Source organism: Streptomyces griseus subsp. griseus (assembly GCF_000720255.1).
Taxonomy (GTDB): domain Bacteria; phylum Actinomycetota; class Actinomycetes; order Streptomycetales; family Streptomycetaceae; genus Streptomyces; species Streptomyces griseus_I.
The window spans coordinates 33,178-54,876 of record NZ_JOJE01000030.1 but is presented as its reverse complement, the minus strand read 5'-3'; the positions used below and the strand labels follow the sequence as shown (position 1 = coordinate 54,876).

Annotated in this window: 19 protein-coding genes and 5 pseudogenes; 16 read left to right on the top strand and 8 right to left on the bottom strand. The window is 70.8% G+C overall.

All coding sequences use genetic code 11. The features are described from left to right. The gene (locus tag IG99_RS31285) at positions 1-1,650 is read left to right on the top strand and encodes a sensor histidine kinase (RefSeq protein ID WP_037679860.1); all 1,650 of its coding nucleotides are present in this window, start codon (positions 1-3) and stop codon (positions 1,648-1,650) included. Further along, complete coding sequence (locus IG99_RS31280; protein ID WP_037679859.1) at positions 1,647-2,339, top strand: response regulator; 693 nt, start codon at positions 1,647-1,649, stop codon at positions 2,337-2,339. The genes IG99_RS31285 and IG99_RS31280 overlap by 4 nt, the downstream gene beginning before the upstream one ends. A 6-nt stretch (positions 2,340-2,345) precedes the next feature. Here IG99_RS31280 and IG99_RS31275 read toward each other — a convergent pair whose 3' ends face one another. Continuing rightward, positions 2,346-3,452 (bottom strand): NAD(P)/FAD-dependent oxidoreductase, encoded by a 1,107-nt coding sequence (locus IG99_RS31275; RefSeq protein ID WP_037679858.1) that lies wholly within the window; start codon positions 3,450-3,452, stop codon positions 2,346-2,348. A 238-nt stretch (positions 3,453-3,690) separates the two neighbouring features. Then, positions 3,691-3,933: pseudogene (locus tag IG99_RS46260) on the bottom strand (LacI family DNA-binding transcriptional regulator); the annotation flags it as partial. Positions 3,934-4,129: 196 nt separating this feature from the next. Between IG99_RS46260 and IG99_RS31265 the strand changes: the two are divergent. The 3 genes and pseudogenes from IG99_RS31265 to IG99_RS31255 all read left to right on the top strand — a co-directional run bounded on the left by IG99_RS31265 (position 4,130) and on the right by IG99_RS31255 (position 7,463). Then, the gene (locus IG99_RS31265; RefSeq protein ID WP_037679856.1) at positions 4,130-5,554 is read left to right on the top strand and encodes a sugar porter family MFS transporter; all 1,425 of its coding nucleotides are present in this window, start codon (positions 4,130-4,132) and stop codon (positions 5,552-5,554) included. Positions 5,555-5,575: 21 nt separating this feature from the next. Beyond that, a pseudogene (locus IG99_RS31260) lies at positions 5,576-6,595 on the top strand (Gfo/Idh/MocA family oxidoreductase). Beyond that, positions 6,592-7,463: pseudogene (locus IG99_RS31255) on the top strand (sugar phosphate isomerase/epimerase family protein). Before IG99_RS31260 ends, IG99_RS31255 begins: the two co-directional pseudogenes overlap by 4 nt. Before the next feature lie 4 nt (positions 7,464-7,467). Here the strand turns inward: IG99_RS31255 and IG99_RS31250 are convergent. Then, a complete protein-coding gene (locus IG99_RS31250; protein ID WP_037679855.1) occupies positions 7,468-7,656 on the bottom strand; it encodes a hypothetical protein in 189 nt (62 codons plus the stop codon). A gap of 219 nt (positions 7,657-7,875) precedes the next feature. On the opposite strand from IG99_RS31250, the gene IG99_RS31245 reads away from it, so the two are divergent. Continuing rightward, positions 7,876-9,015 carry a glutathione-independent formaldehyde dehydrogenase gene (locus tag IG99_RS31245; protein WP_037679854.1) on the top strand — a complete coding sequence of 380 codons (1,140 nt, stop codon included), beginning with the start codon at positions 7,876-7,878 and terminating at the stop codon, positions 9,013-9,015. Positions 9,016-9,304: 289 nt separating this feature from the next. On the opposite strand, the gene IG99_RS31240 is transcribed toward IG99_RS31245, so the two are convergent. After that, positions 9,305-9,889: a helix-turn-helix domain-containing protein gene (locus IG99_RS31240; protein WP_037679853.1), complete on the bottom strand. Its 585-nt coding sequence runs from the start codon at positions 9,887-9,889 to the stop codon at positions 9,305-9,307. Between the two features lie 117 nt (positions 9,890-10,006). On the opposite strand from IG99_RS31240, the gene IG99_RS31235 reads away from it, so the two are divergent. From IG99_RS31235 to IG99_RS31225, 3 genes are all read left to right on the top strand, one after another. Continuing rightward, positions 10,007-10,843, top strand: a complete 837-nt coding sequence (locus IG99_RS31235; protein WP_037679852.1) for an EamA family transporter — start codon at positions 10,007-10,009, stop codon at positions 10,841-10,843. A 150-nt stretch (positions 10,844-10,993) separates the two neighbouring features. Then, the gene (locus IG99_RS31230) at positions 10,994-11,701 is read left to right on the top strand and encodes a B3/B4 domain-containing protein (RefSeq protein WP_037679851.1); all 708 of its coding nucleotides are present in this window, start codon (positions 10,994-10,996) and stop codon (positions 11,699-11,701) included. Positions 11,702-11,794: 93 nt separating this feature from the next. Beyond that, positions 11,795-12,199, top strand: a complete 405-nt coding sequence (locus IG99_RS31225; RefSeq protein ID WP_037679850.1) for a hypothetical protein — start codon at positions 11,795-11,797, stop codon at positions 12,197-12,199. 51 nt (positions 12,200-12,250) lie between these two features. Here IG99_RS31225 and IG99_RS31220 read toward each other — a convergent pair whose 3' ends face one another. Continuing rightward, entirely contained in the window at positions 12,251-12,604 is a 354-nt protein-coding gene (locus IG99_RS31220; protein WP_037679849.1) for a VOC family protein, read from the bottom strand. A gap of 55 nt (positions 12,605-12,659) precedes the next feature. After that, positions 12,660-13,760 (bottom strand): DUF6879 family protein, encoded by a 1,101-nt coding sequence (locus tag IG99_RS31215; protein ID WP_063768355.1) that lies wholly within the window; start codon positions 13,758-13,760, stop codon positions 12,660-12,662. Between the two features lie 929 nt (positions 13,761-14,689). Between IG99_RS31215 and IG99_RS31205 the strand changes: the two genes are divergently transcribed. After that, entirely contained in the window at positions 14,690-15,505 is an 816-nt protein-coding gene (locus tag IG99_RS31205; protein WP_037679848.1) for a DUF899 family protein, read from the top strand. Between the two features lie 99 nt (positions 15,506-15,604). Here the strand turns inward: IG99_RS31205 and IG99_RS50635 are convergent. After that, positions 15,605-15,744, bottom strand: a pseudogene (locus tag IG99_RS50635) (MmyB family transcriptional regulator); the annotation flags it as partial. 5 nt (positions 15,745-15,749) lie between these two features. Between IG99_RS50635 and IG99_RS31200 the strand changes: the two are divergent. The 5 genes and pseudogenes from IG99_RS31200 to IG99_RS31180 all read left to right on the top strand — a co-directional run. Then, positions 15,750-16,359: pseudogene (locus tag IG99_RS31200) on the top strand (zinc-binding dehydrogenase); the annotation flags it as partial. Between the two features lie 105 nt (positions 16,360-16,464). After that, a complete protein-coding gene (locus IG99_RS31195) occupies positions 16,465-17,178 on the top strand; it encodes an SDR family NAD(P)-dependent oxidoreductase (protein WP_037679847.1) in 714 nt (237 codons plus the stop codon). 240 nt (positions 17,179-17,418) lie between these two features. Then, positions 17,419-18,411 (top strand): dihydroxyacetone kinase subunit DhaK, encoded by a 993-nt coding sequence (gene dhaK, locus IG99_RS31190; RefSeq protein WP_037679846.1) that lies wholly within the window; start codon positions 17,419-17,421, stop codon positions 18,409-18,411. A 56-nt stretch (positions 18,412-18,467) separates the two neighbouring features. Further along, positions 18,468-19,067 (top strand): dihydroxyacetone kinase subunit DhaL, encoded by a 600-nt coding sequence (gene dhaL / locus IG99_RS31185; RefSeq protein ID WP_037679844.1) that lies wholly within the window; start codon positions 18,468-18,470, stop codon positions 19,065-19,067. Continuing rightward, a complete protein-coding gene (locus tag IG99_RS31180) occupies positions 19,060-19,470 on the top strand; it encodes a PTS-dependent dihydroxyacetone kinase phosphotransferase subunit DhaM (protein WP_037679842.1) in 411 nt (136 codons plus the stop codon). The genes dhaL and IG99_RS31180 overlap by 8 nt, the downstream gene beginning before the upstream one ends. Before the next feature lie 74 nt (positions 19,471-19,544). Here IG99_RS31180 and IG99_RS31175 read toward each other — a convergent pair whose 3' ends face one another. Further along, entirely contained in the window at positions 19,545-20,282 is a 738-nt protein-coding gene (locus tag IG99_RS31175) for a glycoside hydrolase family 75 protein (RefSeq protein ID WP_051866101.1), read from the bottom strand. An 836-nt stretch (positions 20,283-21,118) separates the two neighbouring features. Here IG99_RS31175 and IG99_RS31170 point away from each other — a divergent pair. Next, positions 21,119-21,679 (top strand): hypothetical protein, encoded by a 561-nt coding sequence (locus tag IG99_RS31170; RefSeq protein WP_037679840.1) that lies wholly within the window; start codon positions 21,119-21,121, stop codon positions 21,677-21,679. Positions 21,680-21,699: the final 20 nt, after the last annotated feature.

The following is a 21,699-nucleotide window of genomic DNA, read 5'->3' as shown; positions in this document are numbered from 1 at the left end:
GTGGTCGCCACCTTCCGTCGCCACACCCTCGCGGGCGAGATGCTGGTGCTCCAGCTCGCCATCGTGGTGGTGGTGCTGCTGGCGGTCGCGGCGGTCTCGCTGGCCCAGTCGGAGGCCACCTTCAACCGGGTCGAGGGCCGCCGGGTCGGTGCGCTGGCCGAGCAGTTGGCCGCCAATCCACTCGTACGCAACCAACTGCCCCGTCCTGCGCCGGAACAGACGCTGGGCCCGTTGCTGCACTCCACCCTGGTGCAGTCCGGGGTCACCTCCGTGACCGTCGCCGACGCCTCCGGGCGCGCCGTCACCTCGACCGATCCGACGGTCATCGGCGACCCGCTGCCGCTGGGGCCGGGTGTCACCGGGGGCCGGGGCTGGTCCGGCGAGGTCACCTGGGACGGCGGCCATGAGCTGGTGGCCCAGGTGCCGGTGCTGGGCGCGACCAGTGGCGACCTGGGGCGCACCCTGGGCATCGTCATGATCGGAGAGCGGTCCCCGACGGTGTGGCAGCGGCTCGGCGGGGCGTCCTCGTACCTCCTCGCCTATCTCGGCATCGCCAGCGGGCTCGGGCTGGCGGGCTCCTGGCTGCTGGCGCGGCGCGTCAAGCGGCAGACCCTCGGACTGGAACCGCGGGAGATCGCCGGGCTGGCCGAGCACCGGGAGGCCATGCTGTACGGGATCGCGGAGGGGGTGGTCGCCCTCGACCCGCAGCAGCGCGTCACCCTCGTGAACGAGGTGGGCAGACGGCTGCTCGACCTGCCCGAGGCGTGCGTGGGCAGGACGCTGGCCGACCTCGGCATCGAGGGCCGGCTGCGGGACGTACTCACTGGAACGGGGCGGGACATGGCGGGCCGGCACGACCAGGTCGTGGTCCGCAACGGCCGCGTCCTGGTGATGAACAGGATGACCGTCACGAAGGACGGCCGTCCGCTCGGCTCGGTCACCACACTGCGCGACCGGACCGAACTGGCCCGGCTGGAACGGGAGATCGGCTCCTTCCGCAGTTCGTCCGAGCTGCTGCGGGCCCAGGCCCACGAGTTCGCCAACCAACTGCACACCATCTCCGGGCTGATCCAGATCGGTGAACAGGACGAGGTGGTGCGCTACATCCGCACACTGACCCGGCGCCGCCAGTCCCTGGACATGACGATCGGCCGCCGGGTGCGGGACACGGCCGTCGCCGCGCTCCTCATGGCGAAGTCCTCCCTCGCCGCCGAGCGGAAGGTCACGCTGAGGATCTCGGACAGCACGGCTCTCGGCCGGCTGGCTCCGGAGGACGCGGCCGACGTGGCCACCGTCGTCGGCAACCTGGTCGACAACGCGGTCGACGCCGCCGCCGGGGCCGGACCCGGCGGCCACGAGGCCTGGGTCGAGGTCGCGCTGCGGCAGGACGCGGCCAGTGTGGAGATCGCGGTGCGCGACTCGGGCCCTGGGGTCGCGCCCGAACTGGCCCAGGAGGTCTTCACCCACGGCTTCACCACCAAGGCGGCCGCGGAGGGCGAGCGGGGCATCGGGCTCGCGCTGACGCGGCTCGTCTGCGAGCGCCGTGGCGGGGAGATCACGGTCACCAACACTCCCGACGGCGCCGAGTTCACCGCGCGCATGTCCGTGAGCCACCCCGTCGAAGCGGTGGCGGAAGGAGCGGCCCGATGACCGCAGTGTCCGACGTGATCGATGTCCTCGTCGTCGACGACGACTTCATGGTGGCCCGGGTCCACCGGACCTTCGTCGACCGGGTGCCCGGTTTCCGGGTCGTCGGCACGGCGGGTACCGGCGAGCGGGCCGTCGCGGCGGTCGAGGCACTCCGCCCCGACCTGGTCCTGCTCGACCTCTATCTGCCGGACACCTTCGGCCTGGACCTCATCCCGCGACTGCGCGGTGCCGGGCACGACTGCGACGTCATGGTCATCACCGCCGCCCGCGAGGCCGACACCGTGCGCGGCGCCGTACGCCAGGGCGTGGTCGACTACCTCCTCAAACCCTTCGACTTCGAGGACCTGCACCCCCGTCTGGAGCGGTACGCCGTCCGGCGCGGCCGTCTGCTCACGGCGGTGGTGCGCGACCAGGCGGACATCGACCGCGTCCTGTCCGGGAGCCTCCTCCCCACCGTGAGCACTCGGCTGCCGAAGGGTTTGAGCGTCGAGACCGCCGACCTCGTCGAACGCGCCCTCCGCGACACACCCGGCACCCTCTCAGCCGCCGAGTGCGCCGCCGTAACCGGCATCTCCCGCGTCAGCGCCCGGCGTTACCTGGAACACTTCCACGCCACCGGCACCGCCACCGTCTCCCTCCGCTACGGCGCCGCCGGCCGCCCGGAACGACGGTACGGCCGGCGGGGGTGAGCCGTCTCAGGCACCGGCGTACCCCAGTTGGCGTCGCATGTACGGCGTCATGAGTGTCTTCGCCTTGGCCAGGACGGACGTGCGGCTGCCGAGGACCGCCGTGTCGCCGCCCGGGACCGGCAGCATGGTCAGTCCGTCGGCCGGGCCGAACGGCACGATGAGCGGGGTGCGGTGCATGGGCCGGTAGAGGCGGGGCTCCTTGCGATGCCTGCCCGAACTGTTCAGGTGGGCGCGGATGTTCCATGCGGCGAGGTCCGCCTGGGCCAGCGCGGCGGGCGTGATCTTGAGCTCGGTGGCGTCGTTCACGTCACCGACCGCGAAGACGTCCGGTCGGCCGTCGACGCGGAGCGTACGGTCGACCTTGACGTGCCCGGACGGGTTCAGCCAGTCGCCGTGCCCGGCCAGGCGCAGCCAGAGCGTGTTGGGAGTGGTGCCGGTCGCCCAGAAGGAGAGGTCGGCCTCGATGATGTTGCCCTGGGCGTCGCGGTAGGTGCCGAAGTCGTTGCCGGGTGACATGAAGGAGTCGAGCCGGACCTCGACGCCGTGCGACTCCAGCCAGGCGCGCGCCCTGCGCCCGGCCCGCTCGCTGCCCGTGGCGTGGAGCAGCGAGGGCCCCGCGTGCGCGAGCGTGACCCTGGCCTGCGGACGGGCGAGGCGGATCTCGGCGCTCAGCTCGACGCCGGAGGGCCCGCCGCCGACGACGAGGACGTGGTCGGCGCCGCCGATCCTCTGCTGGTGCCCGGCGAACGACTTCACCGCCTCCTCGGTGGTGGTCCCGGTGAAGCGGGCCGGTTCGGGATAGTCGGCACCGGTGGCGATCACCACCACGTCGTACGGCAGCCGCTCCCCCGTGGCCAGCGCCACCTGCCGCTCGGCGGTGTCGATACGGACCACCTTGCCCGTCACCACGCGGCCGTTGCGCAACAGCCGGTCGTAAGGGATGAAGGGGGTCACCGACCACTCCGGGTGGACGCCGGCCCGCAGGGAGGCGATGCGATGGAAGAAGACCTCCTTGCGGTCCACCAGTGTGACCCGGGCCGTTGCGTCCAGCCGTTTCGCCAGACGGACACCCGCATAACCGCCGCCGATCACCACTACGTCGCCGTCACGCACGCCGAATCTCCTGTACCAGGTGGGGGAAGCGAGCGCCCGCGGCGGGTGGGCAGCCCTAGGCCACTCGGTCTGGCAGGGAGCGTAACGCTTGAAACATAAAGCTTTGGTGGGACTCTGTGAGCGTTCCGTGAAGCATCCGGGCCGACGGCCTCTGGTCGGAACGTCCTGACACCACCGCCGGCTTCTCCAGCGGACAACGTGGACGCCGTAGCCTCTTTCGCGGCGAAGGGAACGCGCTGAAGGTCTGGTGCACGGTGACCATCACACCGAGCGTGCGGCTGCGATCCCGGGCGAGCAGTCGGGCAGCGCTGTCCGGGTGGTGGCCGATCTCGTCGGCGGCGCGCAGGACCCGGTCCCGGGTCGCCTGACTCGCGCCGGGCTGGGTGCGGAAGATGGTCGAGACCAGCGCCCGCGAGACGCCCGCCCTGGCGGCGACGTCCGCCGCGGGTGTTTTACCCGGAGACCTCGCGGCATACGACATGGGCTGGGTGCCGACGGGTGGGGCACGAGCTCCGCCAGGCGGCCGCCGCCCCCAACGAACGAAGGGCCTGACAACGTGCTGTCCGACAAGGTGAGCCGGGTCGTGGACACCCGGGTCGACAACCCCGGAGCGGTCACGGCCGGATGCAACCTGACCGGGACCCGACGCCCCACCACCAACCGTTAGGAGGACGGCCATGGACGTCAGGGACGACGCGGCTCAGGCCCCCGCCTTCACGACCGACGCCCCGCCGCCCGCCGTATCCCGGCGGCTGCGGGTCATCACGGTCGTCGCCACCTTCGGCGGACTGCTCTTCGGCTACGACACCGGTGTCATCAACGGCGCCCTGCCCTACATGACCGACGATCTCGGTCTGACCCCCGTCACCGAGGGCATGGTCACCAGTTCGCTCCTGCTCGGTGCCGCCCTGGGCGCGGTCGTCGGCGGTCGGTTGTCGGACGCCCGCGGCCGGCGCCGTACCATCCTCAGCCTCGCGGTGCTGTTCTTCGTGGGCGCGCTGGGCTGCACGCTCGCGCCGACCACCGCGGTCATGGTCGTCGCCCGGTTCGTGCTCGGCCTCGCGGTGGGCGGCGCCTCGGTGACCGTGCCGGTGTATCTGGCCGAGGTCTCGCCCGCCGAACGACGCGGCGCACTCGTCACCCGCAATGAACTCATGATCGTCAGCGGCCAGTTGCTCGCCTTCACCTGCAACGCGATCATCGCCCGGGTGGGCGGTGGGTCCGGTGGGATCTGGCGCTGGATGCTGGTGATCGCCACGATGCCGGCCGTGGTGCTGTGGTTCGGCATGCTGGTCGTGCCGGAGAGCCCGCGCTGGCTGGCCTCGCGGAGCCGCTTCGGCGAGGCGCTGGAAGTACTGAGGCAGGTCCGGTCGCGGCAGCGGGCCGAGGCCGAGCTGAGCGAGGTCTCCGCACTCGCCGTCAAGGACGAGCGGGAGAAGCTCGGCGGCCGGCAGGAGATGAGGTCCACGCCGTGGGTGCGCAAGCTGATGTACGTCGGCTTCGGCATCGCGATCGTGCAGCAGATCACCGGCGTCAACACGATCATGTACTACGGCACCCAGATCCTCACCGACGCCGGCTTCGCCGCCGACAGCGCCCTGACGGCGAACATCGCCAACGGCGTGATCTCGGTGCTGGCCACCTTCGTCGGTATCTGGCTGCTGGGCCGCGTCAACCGGCGGCCGATGCTGATGACAGGTCAGATCGGAACCACGGCGGCTCTGTTGCTCATCGGTGTCTTCTCCCTGGTGCTGCCCACCGGGGACGGCCGGGCCTACGCGGTGCTCGCCATGACCGTCACCTTCCTCGCCTTCCAGCAGGGCGCGATCTCGCCGGTGACCTGGCTGATGCTGTCGGAGATCTTCCCGATGCGGATGCGCGGCTTCGGTATGGGTGTGGCAGCCGTGGCGCTGTGGCTGACCAACTTCGTGATCGGTCTGGTGTTCCCGTCCCTGGTGGACGGGATCGGGATCTCCAACACCTTCTTCCTCTTCGTGGTGGCGGGAGTCGTCTCCCTCACCTTCGTCAAGCGCTACGTCCCCGAGACCAAGGGCCGCACCCTCGAATCCCTCGAAGCCGAACTCCGGGCGCGCTTCTCCTGACCTCCGTCCAAGGACTCGACCATCACCGTACGTGTAGGCGTCATCGGCGCCGGAATGATCGGCCAGGACCACATCCGGCGCCTGACCGAGGTCGTCACCGGGGCGGCTGTCACCGCGGTGACCGACATCGACCAGGCCCGCGCGGTCGACGTGGCCGCGCGGGTGGGCGCGGTGGCGCTGCCGTCCGGCGCCGAGCTGATCTCCTCCCCCGAGGTGAACGCCGTCCTCGTCACCTCCTGGGGCCCCACCCACGCCGAGCACGTCCTGAACGCCATCGCGGTCGGCAAGCCGGTGTAGTGCCAGAAGCCGCCGGCCACCACGGCCGAGGACTGTCAGCGCATCGTGGAGACCGAGCGCGCCCACGGCCGCCGCCTCGTGCAGGTCGGCTTCATGCGCCGCTTCGGCCCCGGCTACCGGCAGATGAAGGAGGTCATCGCCTCCGGCGCGGTCGGTACTCCGCTGATCGTGCACTGCGCCCACCGCGACCCGACCGTGCCGGACGTCTACACCTCCGCGATGGCCGCGCAGGACACGGCAGTCCATGAGATCGACGTCCTGCGCCGGCTGCTCGACGACGAGATCGTCTCCGCCCAGGTGATCACCCCGCGGGCCACCGGCAAGCGGTTCGCCCACCTCAAGGACCCCCGGATCATGTACTTCGATACGGCGAGCGGTGCCCGTATCGACCTCGAGGTCTTCGTCAACTGCCAGTACGGCTACGACATCCAGTGCGAGACCGTCGGCGAGGAGGGCCTGGTCCGGCTGCCCGACCCGCCCGCCGTGGGAGTCCGTACCGCCGGCCGGCACGGCACCGCCGTCCTCCAGGACTGGAAGGGCCGGTTCGCCGAGGCCTTCGACACCGAGTTCCGGGAGTGGATCGACTCCGTCGCGACCGGCGGCGAGCTCACCGGTCCGTCCGCCTGGGACGGTTACGCCGCCACCGTCATCACCGACGCCGCCGTCCGCTCCCTGGACTCCGACGGCACCGTCATCACCGTCGACATGAAGCCCCGCCCGGTCTTCTACGGAGGCACCGCATGAAAATCGCCCTCGACCCGTACATGTTCCGCGCCCTGCCGATCGACGACATGGTGCGCACGGTCGCCGAACTCGGTTACGGGTAAATCGAGTTGCCACCCCGCGCCGACTTCATGCCGTTCTTCCCGCATCCGCGGGCGGACGACGAGCGCGTGGCGCAGCTCAAGAACTCCCTGCGCGCGCACGGCGGGCAGCTCTCCGCCGTCCTGTCCTTGTACAAGTGGTCCTCGCCCGACGAGACCGAGCGGCGGGCCGCCGTCCGCTATTGGGAAGCGGATGATCGAGATCACCGCGGACCTCGGGTGTCCGCTGATGAACTCGGAGTTCAACGGCCGCCCCGAGCGCGCGGCCGAGAGCGAGGCGGCGTTCTGGCGTTCGCTGGAGGAGTCGCTGCCGCTCTTCGAGCGTGAGGGCATCGCACTCAACCTCGAGGCGCACCCGGACGACTTCTGCGAGGAGAACGCCCAGGCCGTCGACCTCGTCCGGGCGACCAACAAGCCCTGGGTGAACTACCTCTACTGCGCCCCCGCACAGTTTCCACCTGTCGGGTGCCGCGGAGGTCGGCGCGGGCATCGCGGCGATGATGCGCTACGCGGGCGGCAGGCTCCAGCACGTGCACATCGCGGACTCCTTCAATCACAAGGGGGCCGGCGGCCTGCGCTACATCCTCAACCCGCCCGGCACCACCGCCCGTGTCCATCAGCACCTGGACATCGGGCACGGCGAAGTCGGCTGGGACGCTTTCTTCGGCACGCTGCGAGAGCTGGACTTCGACGGCGTCGCGACGGCCTGCGTCTTCGCCTGGGAGGAGCGCGCGCGGGATTCGTCCGCCTTCATGCTGGACCGCATCACCAAGGAGTTGTCCCGCTGAGCGGTCACGTGCGGGGCATGTCCTCCGGCTGGGTGTCCGCGAACTCCCACCAGGCGAGCGGCAGCCAGTCCCCGTCGACGAAGCCGTCGACGGAGCCCCCGGTGCCTCGGATGGCGACCTGGGTCCCCACCGGGTAGCTGGTTCCGGACAGGCCGGACACCGGGACGAGCAGCACGCCGAAACGCTGTTTCAAGGTTCTTGATCCTTCCGAATCCGATACATACGGAAACAAGACTTTGCAGTGCCTACGTGCAAATCATCGCACCATGGACCACTCTGGAGTGTGAGGAGTTCCACAGAAAACGTGACGAGCTGCGGGGATCAAGGATTTTCCCCGAACGAAGGCCGAGCTCCCCGGAGCCGCCGTTCCCGCAAGTGATCGAGCAAGCACACAGAGTGGAGGTGCTCGACAATGAGGGCCGTCGTGTACAAGGGACCGTTCGAGGTAGCGATCGAGCAAGTGGAGGATCCTCGCATCCAGCACCCGAACGACGTGATCGTACGTGTCACGTCCACCGCCATATGCGGCTCCGACCTGCACATGTATGAGGGCCGCACCGCCGCCGAGCCGGGGATCGTCTTCGGCCACGAGAACCTGGGGGTCATCGAGGAGGTCGCTGAGGGCGTCACGTCGCTCAGCCGAGGAGACCGGGTCGTCATGCCGTTCAACGTGGCGTGCGGTTTCTGCAAGAACTGTACGGCGGGGTTCACCGGCTTCTGCGTGACCGTGAACCCGGGCTTCGCCGGCGGGGCCTACGGCTACGTGGCCATGGGCCCCTTTGTCGGAGGCCAGGCGGAGTACGTACGGGTGCCCTACGCCGACTTCAACTGCCTGAAGTTGCCCGAGGGCACCGAGAAGGAGACCGACTTCGTCCTGCTCGCCGACATCTTCCCCACCGGTTACCACGGCAACGAACTGGCCGACGTACGTCCCGGTGACACGGTCGCCGTCTACGGCGGAGGCCCGGTAGGGCTGATGGCCGCCTACTCGGCGATGGTGCGCGGGGCGAGCAAGGTGTTCGTGGTCGACCGGGTGACCGAGCGGTTGCAGAAGGCCGAGGAGATCGGCGCCGTGCCGATCAACTTCGCCGAGGGCAACCCGGTGGAGCAGATCCGTGAGCAGACCGCGGGCGAGGGTACGGACAAGGGCATCGACGCCGTCGGCTACCAGGCCCAGGCGCGCGGCGAGGATCGCGAGGAGCCGGCGACCGTTCTGAACTCGCTGGTCGAGACGGTCCGGCCGACGGGTGCTCTGGGCATACCGGGTCTGTATGTTCCGCGGGACCCCGGCGGACCGGACGAGTCGGCCAAGCAGGGCATGCTGATGGTCTCCATCGGGCGCATGTTCGAAAAGGGACTGCGTATGGGGACGGGACAGTGCAACGTCAAGCGCTACAACCGTCACCTGCGTGATCTGATCATCGAGGGCCGTGCGCAGCCCAGCTTCGTCGTCTCCCACGAGCTGCCGCTCGACCAGGCGCCGACGGCATACGAGAAGTTCGACAAGCGGATCGAGGGCTACACCAAGGTCGTCCTCCACCCCCACGAGTGAGAACCCTCTCGGCCGTCGACACCACGACCGAGCAGCACACGCATCACGCGCACCGCGGCCTCGGGATCACCGCACGGCGACCCCGAGGCCGCGGCGACTCCCCGTGCCACGGCGACAAGGCCGCCGACCGCTTCCGGCGCGACGTGCTCGACCGTACCGGCGTGCGCACGCCATCGCCTCAGCCGTGGATCCGAACGTCCTCCCAGAAGACGTCGCAGCCACAACTCGGCAGTGCGACGGGCCGTTCGGGACGGGGGTGGGCCAGTGACCGGCCCCTTGCGCGGCCCGGTCAGGCAGTCGAAACGGGACCGGGCGGCACGTGAACCGTCATGATCAGGTGGCAGGTCGTGGTGCCCGCGCCACGGTAGATGTGCGGGGTGTCGCCGTCGAACGTGGCGGTCTGGCCGGCTTCGACGGTGTGCTCGGTGCCGTCGACGACCAGGTTCATCCGGCCGGCCGTGACGCTGACGGTTTCCACGACTCCGGCCTGGTGGGGGTGGCTGGGGTACTCCTCGTCCGGTTCCAGTCGCCAGCGCCAGACCTCGACCGGGGACGGCCCTGAGGTCGTCAGCATGAGCCGGGCCTCGCTGCCCCGTTCCCCGGTCCACAGCGGTGCCACGGAGCCGGCGTCCACCACTCGTACGCGCCCTTCGGGCGGGCCCTGCATCAGGGCGGACACCGAGATGCCGAGGGTGTCGGCCAGCCGGACCAGGGTGGCGAGGTTGGGGTTGCCCTGGGCCTTCTCAAGTCCTACCAGGGCCCCCTTGCTGACCTGGGCACGCCGGCTGAGTTCCTCCAGGGACAGGCCCGCGCGGAGGCGCGCCGCCCGGACGTTGTGCGCGACCGTCCGCAGGGCTGCGGCTGTCTCGGCCACCTGATCACCATCCTCGCGGCAAGACCATTTGAATGCACCGCACGGTCGTTTGGTTGACATCCGTCGGTCGTTCTGTTGTACGGTTCAGTCGTTCCATTGCATAGTAAGGGATGTGCCGTGACCGTTCTGCTGCTGGCCCTGGGCAGCTCACTCGCCTACGGATGCGCCGACTTCCTCGGCGGCCTGGGTGCCCGCAAGGCCCACGTACTGCGAACCGTACTGATCGCGGCCCCCGCCAGCCTCGCGGTGGAACTGCTGCTGTGGCCGGTGCTCGGCGCCTCGTTCAGCACCGCGACCCTCGGCTGGGGTGCCGCGTCGGGGGTCGCCTCGGCCGCCGCGTTCGCCATGCTCTACCGCACCCTGGCGATCGGTCCGATGAACGTGCTCTCTCCCGTGACCGCGCTGGTGTCCGCCGCGCTGCCCGTCGGTGTGGGTCTGCTCCAGGGCGAGCAGCCGGCCGCCGCGGGACTGGTGGGGCTGCCGCTCGCGCTGGCGGCGGTGGTGCTGATCAGCGCCGGACATGGCGTCGGCTCGGCGCGTCCCTCGCGTACCGCGCTGCTGCTGGCGTTCGGTGCGGGCGCCGCCATCGCCCTTCAGCTGGTCTTCCTGCACCAGGCGCCGTCCGACAGCGGAGTGGCCCCGCTGATCATCGGCCGCTCGGTGTCGTCGGCGGTCACTCTGGCGGCGGCAGGGCTGATGCACCGTCGGCTGGGCTCCGAGCGGCCGGCGTACGCGATGTCGGCGGCCGCGGGCGCGCTGGACTCCGTGGCGAACCTGCTGTTCCTGCTGGCCGCCCGCAGTGGGGACCTCGCCGTGGTCGCCGTGATCACCGCGCTCTACCCGGCAGGCACCGTCCTCCTAGCGCGCGGCGTTCTTGCCGAACGCATCCACCGCGGCCAGCTCATCGGCCTGGGCACCGCCGCCGTCGCCGTCAGCCTCCTCGCCCTGACCTGAACGAGCCCTGACGCCGCCGAGCCCCCCGCCCCGACGGCCCAAGTCCCGACGGCCCGACGGCCCGGCGGCCCCGGCGGCCCGAGCCCCGACGAGTCCCCGCCCTCGCCGCCCCACCAGCGCCACCCGACGCAGAAAACGGAAACCACGCTCATGACCACCTTTCGCCTCTCCCCCGCCGTCGCAGACGCCTTCCCCGACACCCTCATCGCCCTGGTCACCGCAACCGGCCTGCGCGGCCGGGAGTCCTGGCCCCGCACCACCGCGGCCCTGGAGGAGCTGGAGCGACAGCTCGCCGACGACACCTGGTACCCCGCCGGCGAGACCGACCCGCGCATCGAGGCCTGGCACACCGCCTACCGCTCCTTCGGCACCAACCCCCGCCGCATCCGCCCCAGCGTCGACGCACTCGGCCGCCGCCTCGCCAAGAAGGGGACGCTGCCGCGCATCAACCCGGCCGTCGACTCCTACAACGCCGTCTCCGTCCGTCACGGCCTGCCCGCCGGCGCCTTCGACCTGGACCAGGTCGCCGGGAACGTCGACATCCGCCACGCGGACGGCACCGAGTCCTTCACGCCGCTCGGCGAGCCCGACACCGTCGAGCACCCCAAGCCCGGCGAGATCATCTACGCCGACGCAGGCGGGGTCCTGACCCGCCACTGGAACCACCGCGACGCCCACCGCACCCGCGTCACCGAGGACTCCGCACACGTCGTCTTCGCCCTCGAAACCCTCCAGGCCACGCGTGACGGCGATCTCCTCGAGGTCGCGGCGGAGGAACTCCAGGACCTGCTCTCACCGCACGCCGAACAGACCACCGTGCACTACCTCGGCCCGGCACAACCCCAGGCCACCGTCTGAGTTCTTCCATGTGGCGGAATTGCCTTGGGACGCGCTGTGCCGGACCCGGTCAAATCCTCCACATCTCTGCACGACGGACGCAAGCAAGCCATCATGCCCGCTGCTTCGACCCCGCTGCTCTTCCCGCACGGCCACTGGCACGGGTCCTGGTGCCGGAGTGAGGTCATCGCCCGGGTCGCGGCCGCGGGCCGCCCGGCCGTCACCGTCGTGGCGCCGGCCGTGGGACTGCTCCTGCTGGACGTGGCGGTGCAGTGCGCCCAGGTCACCAACCAGGCCCGCATCTTCGCGCTGCGGCCCGAGGCCCGCAGCCGTCTGAACACCGGCTACATGACCTGCGCGTTCCTCGGCGGCAGCGCCGGGTCATGGCTCGGCACCCGCGCCTACGTCCAGCTCGGCCGGGGCGCCGTCTGCGCTCTCATCGCTCTGGCCGCGCTCCTCGCCCTCACCGCGTACCTGTCCGGCATATCGCCGTATTCGTCGAGGATGTCGAACTCGTAGCGCGAGCCGAACATGGCCGGGCGGTGCGTTCGGCGGTCCGGGAAGACGTGGTCAGGCGGGCTGCCACAGCTCGATCCGATTGCCCTCGGGATCGGTGACCCAGCCGAATCGGCCGACCCCGTCCATGTCCTGCGTTTCCTCGACCACGTCCGCGCCCCTGGCGCGCAATTGCGCGAGCATCGCCTCCAGGTCGCGGACCCGGAAGTTGAGCATGGTTCGCTGGGCGCGGGACCCGAAGTAGTCGGTCTCGTTCTCGAACGTCGCGAACACCGTCGGCCCGGCTTCCTGACGCCACAGGCCGTTCTCATCGGCGTCCAGACCCAGACAATCGCGGTACCACGCGCTCAGGGCCACCGGATCGGCGGCCCGCATGAAGTACCCGCCGATCCCAAGCACACGTTCCATACCGCCATCTTGCCAGGACGGCGACGGGGCGGGCCGACACCACACCATCGGTTCCTTACGTACCGACGTCCGGGAAGGCGCTGCCGGTCCGTGCCCGCGCGCTGTTGAAAGCGGTGTCGGGGGTATCTGCCTGCGCCGCTTCCCAGAGTTGATCGAACCGCCGGATCAGGGGCTGGACCTCGTGTGCGCGCGCGTTGATCCTGGTCGAGGAGATTACGCCGAGCTGGTCGGGGTGGAGCTCGTAGGACAGCGCCCCGTCGAAGACGATGAAGTCGATCATCCGGCCGCGACGGTAGTGGAGTGGGAGCGTCTCCAGAGCGACCACTCGGACGTCGACACCCAGGGCCTGCTGCTCGGCACGCAACGGATCGATGGCGGCCAACTCGTCCCTGCGGCTGACAACGAACAGCCGCCTGATCCTGATCCCACGCTCGGTGATCGCCTCACGCTGGGCCGTCAGATAGCGGCCGGCCGCTTCGGTGTTCCAGAAAACTTCGTCGGCGGGGCTGGTGTTGATGGAGTCGATGCTGTTTCTGGCGCACCTGGTGAGTGTCATGAGCCAGTCGTGGTTCTCGCCGGGGCACTCGGTGCTGAGGTTGGTGAGGTCCTCCATCTGCGCGGCGAGGCGGTCGATCTCCGCGAGGGCGAAACCATGAAGGATGCCCGGGCCGACGGTGACGACCTTCGTGGTGTGCTCGGCGAGCCTGGGGACACCGTCGCCGCGTAGCTTCTCCACCTCGCTGAAGAGTTTGGTCGCCGTGTTCATGTCGGCGAACCGCTTGTCGAGCGAAGTCTCCACCACCTCCATCTGTTTCGCGAAGGACACCAGGAACTGCACGATCAGCGCGGTGCCACCGCACAGCACGGACAGCACGAGCTGCCACGGACGGTTCCACTCGTCGGCCCCGAGCAGTTGGGCGAGCAGATAGACAACGCCCACGACGAGCACGACGACCAGGATTTTCTGAGTCCCTTCCCACCGGCTCATCGCGACCGGTCGCCGCCCGCGCCCGGTCTCCACGGCCTGCGTCCCGGCACGCGGGGAGCGGGAGGCGGACACGTACGGTCGGACCCGGATGCCGATGAGCGAAGCCAACACGCGACGTCCCAGCGGAAGCTCACGCTGCTGCTCCAGCGTGGGTGGCAGCCCCGTCATGCCGACCCCTCCTCCTCAGTCACCGGTTCGGTGTGCCTCGCCGCCATCTCACGGCCGCTGACACTGCGGCTCGCCTCGTCGGGTGCGGCCACCGGCCTGGTGTCGGCGTGCGGCCGCCGCACGGACGGGGGGCCGTCGACGCCCCCGGAGCGGCGGGCCACCTGGCCTCTCGCAACAACTGGGGACGCCCCCTCCTCCCCGGTTGCACCCGGGGCGTCGGCGGAACCCTGCTGGAGTTCGGCAGGGGCCGCCGGCCACTGAATTGCGGTTGCTGGTGGCGGAGCTCCGGAGTGAGGCGGTGACGCGGTGGGTGCCGGCTCCGGGGACTGTCCCGTCAAGGCGTCGTTCAAGGAAGGGATGCGGCAGAGTTGCATGAGGATCACCGGTGCCGACATCCCGATGACAAGCGCGGCGTACGCTCCCGTGATCTGCCCGCCCGCACCCATCGCCCACACGGCCCCCGCCCCCATCACCGTGTGCAGCACTCCTGCGACCGGATCGGCAAGTGGATCGAAGTACTGCCCGAACCGAGGCTGTTCATCCCCTTGCTGTCCGGGCGGTAACCGCCGATACGCCCGGCGATCCGCCTGCCAGTCCTGCAACCGGGCGTACACGTCCACCAGTGCCCGCAGCACACCCCCCGCCGCTCCCAACAGCAACAGCGTCGGCACATCCACGACATCCCCCGGGTGCGTCCGTACAGCGCACATCAGAAAGCGCAAGCCTAGGGCCCACGACCGGGACCAGAGGAAGAAACTCCGATTTCCACTCGAAGTTGACCATGGGTGAAACATGCCGCCGGTCTCGCGGAAGCAGACGACCCGCCGCGATGAGTTCCGGCCGGATCGCGAGTCTGTTCCGGTGACCGTCATAGGACGGCGCAGGACGGCGTACGACGCCGCCCCGCACGAGACACCACGGAGGACACCATGACGACCGCACCCGACGACCCGACCACCGCGCTGTCCGGCCGCCCGCCCGTCGTCGACCCGGCCACCTGGCAGACCGCCCGTGACGAACTCCTGGTTCGCGAGAAGGCCCACACCCGCGAGGGCGACGCCATCGCCGCGGCCCGCCGACGGCTGCCGATGGTGGAGTTCGACGGGACGGTCGAGGTCGTCGGACCCGACGGCCCCATCCCCTTCCTGGAGCTGTTCCAGGGCCGCGACGAGCTCGTGGTCTACAAGCACATGTGGTACGACGGCGCGCCGCACCAGGGGCAGTGCGAGGGCTGCACCACCACGGCCTGGCACCTGAAGGACGCCGTCTACCTCAACGCCCGCGGCGTGTCGCTCGCCGTCCTGACCACGGGCCGGTGGGACGAGGTGGCCTCCTACGTCGAGTTCATGGGCTACACCCAGCCCTGGTACTCGGTGCGGGGCGTCGAGGGGCCGGCCGGCGGCGAGATGGGTTACCTCGCCTGCTTCCTGCGCGACGGCGACCGCGTGTTCCTCACCTACGCCACGACGGGCCGTGGCAACGAGCGGGTCAACGGGTCCCTCGGCCTGCTCGACATGACGCCCTACGGCCGCGGCGAGGCGTGGGAGGACCACCCCGAGGGCCGGCCCGTGCTCGGTGATGTCCGCGAGGGGCACCCGTCCGAGGGCCGCCAGGCCTGCTGGTACTGGCGCTCGGACGCGGACGGGAACGCCACCTGGGGCCCGACCAGCCGCCCCGTACCCCAGTGGACCCGCCCCGGTGCCACCCCCGTGGAGACCCTCGGCCGGCGCGGCCACCACCACTGAGGTGCGGTTCGACGTACACGTCCCGCGGGCGGCCGCGCGGTGCCGTCGCGATCAGTTCGGCGGAGCGTTCGGCGGCCGGACGGAAGAGGCGGTGGTGTCCTACTGCGGGGCTGTCCAAGCGGCCAACAGGCGCAGGGCCTCTCCGGAGGGTGTACCGGGTTCGGCGGTGTAGACGGTCAGTGTGAGTCCGGGTTCGGCGGCCATGGCCAGGCCGCTCAGGCCAGGGTGAGGTCGCCGACGACAGCTGATTCCCTCGCTGCTGGCCGCCTCCGACGTGCTCGGCACCGGCTGGTGCGGGGCGGTGGCAGCCGCGGCCGGCTCAGGCAAGACCGTCGCGGTCGTCGGCGACGGCGCGGTCGGCCTGATGGCCGTCCTGGCCGCCAAGCAGCTGGGTGCGGAGCTGATCATCGCGATGTCCCGCCACCCCGAGCGGCAGGAGCCGGCCCGGTTCTACGGCGCGACCGACATCGTCGAGGAGCGCGGTGACGCGGGCGTGGCGAAGATCAAGGAGCTCACGGGCGGCCTCGGCGCGCACTCGGTGGTCGAGGCCGTCGGGACGGAGGAGTCCGACCATGCGGGCCATAGGCGCCACCCGCCCGGGCGGGCACATGGGCTTCGTCGGCGCCGCCTACGACGTCACGCTCAAGGGTGTCGACCTGTTCTTCGCCGGCATCCACACCGAGGGCTGCCCGGCTCCGGTGCGCCGGTTCCTGCCCGAGCCGATCCAGCTCATCTGGGACCGCAGGATCGACCCGGGCAAGGTCTTCGACCTCACCCTGCCGCTGGACGAGGCCGCGGAGGGCTACAGGGCCATGGACGAGCGCCGCGCCACCAAAATCCTCCTCACCCTCTGACCCGGTTTCGCCTCTGGGCCGGCCTCCTCCCTGCCGAGGCAGACTCAGGGGGAATGCCCGGTGGGGCGTCACCGCACCCACGACCCAGCGACAGGAGATGACGACATGGCACTGGTACTGGTCACCGGGGCGTCCAGCGGGCTAGGGCGGGACACGGCGAACGCGTTGGCCGACGAGGGGCACGACGTGGTCATCCACGTCCGCAGCCCGGCCCGGCTGATCGACGGGGAAGACACCGTCCGGTGGAAGGGCGTGGTCACCGGTGACCTGGCCGAGCTCGACGACATCCGTGGCGTTGCCCGGCAGGCCGCCGACTACGGCCGTTTCGACGCCGTCATCCACAACGCCGGCGTCATGCACCGCCCGGAAGTGGTCACCGTCAACACGGTCGCGCCCTACATGTTGACGGCCTTGATGGACAAGCCGGCGAGGCTCGTCCACCTCAGCAGCTCCATGCACCGCACCGGCTCCACCGACCTGCGACGGCTGGCCGCCGGCACCGCTTCCTACGACGACAGCAAGCTGTGGGTCACCACCCTCGCGCTCGCCCTCGCGCAACGATGGGAAGGGACGTCCAGCCATGCGGTCGACCCCGGGTGGGTCCCCACGCGCATGGGCGGTGCGGGCGCGCCGGACGACCTGGCCGCCGGGCACCGGACACAGGTGTGGCTCGCCACCGGCGACGACGTGGCCCCGGACACCGGCGGCTACTGGTACCACCGGCAGGCACACGACCCACATCCCGCCGCGCGGGACGAACAGTTCCAGGCGCACCTCATCCAGGCTCTGGAGAGCCGCACAGGCGTTTCGCTCGGCTGAACAACGCGTGCCAGAAACTGCGCATCGCTGTCGAGTGACTGCGCATCATGGAGACGGAAAGGACTCAAGGGCTTCGGCTCCGTCGGTCATGAAGAGATACTGGACAGTGTCAGCAGCAGTGCCGCCGGAACCGCCTCGGACCGCGACCGGACCACCAAGATCGATAACTGGCCAAGCCCACCCCGAACTGCAAAGCTGAAGGTCAGAGAGTCATCTGGCCAGTCTCCCAGGAGGTTCCTCATGAGGATGCTCATCAACGTCGCGGAGACCGTGGTCGCGGACGCGCTGCGGGGCCTGGCCGCGGCTCATCCCGAGCTGACGGTGGATGTCGAGAACCGCGTGGTCGTACGGCGGGACGCGCCCGTCGCGGGGAAGGTGGGCCTGGTCTCGGGTGGCGGTTCGGGGCATGAGCCGCTGCACGGCGGTTTCGTCGGCCCCGGCATGCTGTCCGCTGCCTGCCCTGGTGAGGTGTTCACATCGCCCGTGCCCGACCAGATGCTGCGCGCGGCCGCCGCCGTGGACAGCGGAGCGGGTGTGCTGTTCATCGTGAAGAACTACACGGGGGACGTGCTCAACTTCGACATGGCGGCCGAACTCGCCGAGGACGAGGGCATCCAGGTCGCGAAGGTTCTCGTCAACGACGACGTGGCGGTCACCGACAGCCTCTACACGGCCGGTCGGCGCGGTACCGGCGCGACCCTGTTCGTGGAGAAGATCGCCGGTGCCGCCGCCGACGAGGGGCAGCCGCTGGAGCGCGTGCAGTCCATCGCCCGGCAGGTCAACGAGAACTCCCGCAGCTTCGGCGTGGCGCTCAGTGCCTGTACGACTCCCGCCAAGGGCAGTCCCACCTTCGACCTGCCGCCGGGGGAGCTGGAGCTGGGCATCGGGATCCACGGTGAGCCGGGCCGGGAGCGGCGGCCGATGATGACCTCCGGCGAGATCGCGGACTTCGCCGTGCAGGCCCTCCTGGAGGACCTCACCCCGAGCAACCCCGTCCTCGTCCTGGTGAACGGCATGGGCGCCACACCGCTGCTGGAGCTGTACGGCTTCAACGCCGAGGTGCAGCGCGTGCTCGCCGACCGCGGAGTCGCCGTCGCCCGTACGCTGGTCGGCAACTACGTGACCTCCCTCGACATGGCCGGCGCCTCGGTCACCTTGTGCCAGATCGACGAGGAGCTGCTGCGGCTGTGGGACGCGCCGGTCAGTACGCCGGGCCTGCGCTGGGGCATGTGACCGGCGGAGAACGGCCGGAGACCGACCCCGACGTATCCACCACGCAAGGAGATCCAGTGCTCGACGCCGAGTTCTTCCGCCGTTGGATGACGGCGACCGCCGCGTCCGTGAACCGCGAGGCGGAACGGCTCACCGCCCTCGACTCCCCCATCGGTGACGCCGACCACGGCACCAACCTGCAGCGCGGCTTCACCGCCGTGACCGCAGCCCTGGAGAAGGAGCCGCCCGCGACTCCCGGTGCCGTACTGACCCTGGCGGGACGGCAGCTCATCTCGACCGTCGGCGGGGCGTCCGGTCCGCTCTACGGCACCCTGTTGCGCCGTACCGGCAAGGCGCTCGGGGACGCCGCCGAGGTGGGCGCGGAGCAGCTCGTCGAGGCACTGCGGGCCGGGGTGGACGCCGTGATGACCCTCGGGGGCGCCGCTCCCGGCGACAAGACCATGATCGACGCATTGGTGCCGGCCGTCGACGCACTCGGCGACGGCTTCACCGCGGCCCGGACCGCCGCCGAGGAGGGCGCCGTCGCCACGACTCCCTTGCAGGCCCGCAAGGGCCGGGCGAGCTACCTCGGGGAGCGCAGCATCGGGCATCAGGACCCGGGCGCGACCTCCTCGGCGCTGCTGATCGCGGCCCTCGCGGAGGCGAACGGTGAGTGAGGACAAGCTGGTCGGGATCGTGCTCGTGTCGCACAGCGCCGAGGTGGCCGCCTCGGTGGCCGAGCTCGCCCGCGGGCTCGCCGGCGGCGGCACGGAGGTGCCCGTGGCCCCGGCCGGCGGCACCGAGGGGGGCGGGCTCGGCACCAGCGCGGAGCTGATCGCGGCGGCCGCCGCGTCGGTCGACCGCGGCGCCGGCGTCGCCGTCCTCACCGACCTCGGCAGCGCCGTCCTCACCGTGAAGGCTCTCCTCGCGGAGGGCGACGAGCTGCCCGCCCGCACCCGCCTGGTGGACGCCCCGTTCGTCGAGGGCGCGGTGGCAGCGGTCGTCACAGCGGCGACCGGAGCCGACCTGGCCGCGGTGGAGGCGGCGGCCGCGGAGGCCTACAGCTACCGGAAGGTGTGAGGAGCGGAGGCTCACGGCGGGCCCGGCCCGGTGGGATTCACCCATGCCACCGCTCCTCCCCCACGGCCCCGACCTCACCGGCCGTCAGTCCTGGCCCGGCGCACGGCCGTCCCCGCGAAGCGCCGCGCCAGCCGCTCCCCCGTCTCGACCGCGGCGGCGTGGTCCTCGATCGGAGTCGCCCTGGAGTTCTTGAAGACGATGTAGGTGACGCCCGAGGGTGCTCCGCCCCTGCGCGGGTCGGTGGGGAGACCGAGCCCCGCTGCCGTGGCGTACGACGCTTCGCCGATGAGGTCGGCCGGCCCGGCGTCGCCGACGACGGCGTACTGCACCCGGTCTCCGTGGACGACGGCCGCGACGGAGCCGCCGCGCACCCCGTGTTCGCGAGGTTTCCAGCGCGAGCTCGGGGCGGGTACGACGATGTACGGCAGCGTCTCGGCGCTCAACGGGCGTCCGTCGGACTGCTGATAGGCGGTGGCGCGCGAGAACCACGGGTCCGTCCTGCGGTTGCAGTGCGCACCGGGGCGCCCGTCGCAGTCGATGTCCAGGTCGGCCGTCCAGAACACGGCGCCCTCGGTGCCGCAGACCGGGATGCGGGCGGGCGCGCCGGCGTCACTGCGGTAGTACCTGCGGGAGATGGGGACGCAGCCACGCACCTTGGCCAGCAGGTCGGCGGCCGCCACGGTCCTTTCGTGGCGTGCCACCGGCTCGTGAGGGAAGTGGGACGCGACGGGCTGTCCGGCCTGGGCCAGCAGGAGGAGCCCCGTCGCGGCCAGGGGCAGCGAAGGGACTGGAACGTTCAAGAGCCCGCTCATGGGCAGATTGTGACGGACCGTTGACACAATCCGGCGTTGCTGCGTCCCTGTGGCCATTCCGATAGGCCGTACAGCCGTACGTGAACGCTTCTGACGGCCCGACAGGGGGCGGGGGCCCGAGCCTGTCCCGGCTCCGGCCTCCCGGCCGCCCACGCCGGCGCGGGATCAGCGACGACAGCGGTCCGCGCCACCGGCACGAACTCACCATCGCTCGCGCTGAGTTCGGCCGTGAGGAGATTCAGCATACGTAACTCCCCCGGACTCCTGGAACCTGCGGTCCCGGTTGCGCCGGCCTCTTGATGCTCCGCCGACGGCCGCGACACCGCACCCGGGGACTTCCGCGCCGGCGCCCACCGCGCCGACGGTGCGTTCTACGTCGACCTGTCCTGGGAGCCGCCGCGGGTGGACGGCGTGGTCACGGAGTACGGCATCGAGCTCGACGGGCGTCCGGCGACCTCACTGGTGCGGGGCGGGACGGCACCCCCGCGAGTGTCTCCCACAGCTTCCACGTGGGCCGGAGCCCGGCGTGGAGCACTCGGTACGTCTCAGAGCCAGGCTTCCGGACGGTACCTGGGGCGCCTGGTCCACCCAACACGCCGTCACGAGGGGCGACACCGACCGGCGTGACGCGCGAGGGCACCAACCCCAGCCACGCATGACACGCGCGCGGGCATCGGCCGTTCGTAGGAATCCGGGGGTATCCGTCACCTGACCGGCGGTGCTCCGCGTGCGGGGCGGGGCGGGGACGCGTTGGCTGCCTCTGAGGCAGCACGGGCGTTCCCGACCCCCGGCGGCGCAAGGGATGTACCGCCAACCGTGCCGCCGGAGGACACTCCATGCGCACTACTCATCCTCTCCTGCGCGCCGGCCTGACCGTCGCAGCCGCCGCCGCGCTGCCGCTCGCCCTGTCCGCCGGACCGGCCGCCGCCCAGTCCGGGATCTCCGTGAGCACGACCGGGTCCACGATCTCGGTGGTGACCGGCGCGTGCTCCCAGATCAACGGCAGCTGGGGCACCGCGTCCCTGCTCACCGGCTCGCAGGCGAACTTCGCCCAAGGGCGCCAGGTGGCACTGTCGGGCACGAGCGTCAGCCAGTCCGCGGCCTGGTCGAACGTGGGCCCCGGCACCTACACGGTGATCGTGATGTGCTCCAACGGGGGCACCGCGGGCACCCAGTCCGTCATCGTCGCCCCACCGTCACGGCCCACGATCTCCGCGACAGCGACAGCGACAGCAACGGCGACGGCCTCGCCCTCGCGCGGTGTCATGGGCGGTCTAGGCGGTTCCAGCCGGGACTACGGCCCGCTCACCCTTACGGCGGGCGGCATCCTGGTGGGCACCGGAGTCGTCGCGACGGCCTGGTTCCTGCGCCGCCGCTCGAAGCCGTACCGCCTCTAGTACCGCTTCGAGCACCGCCC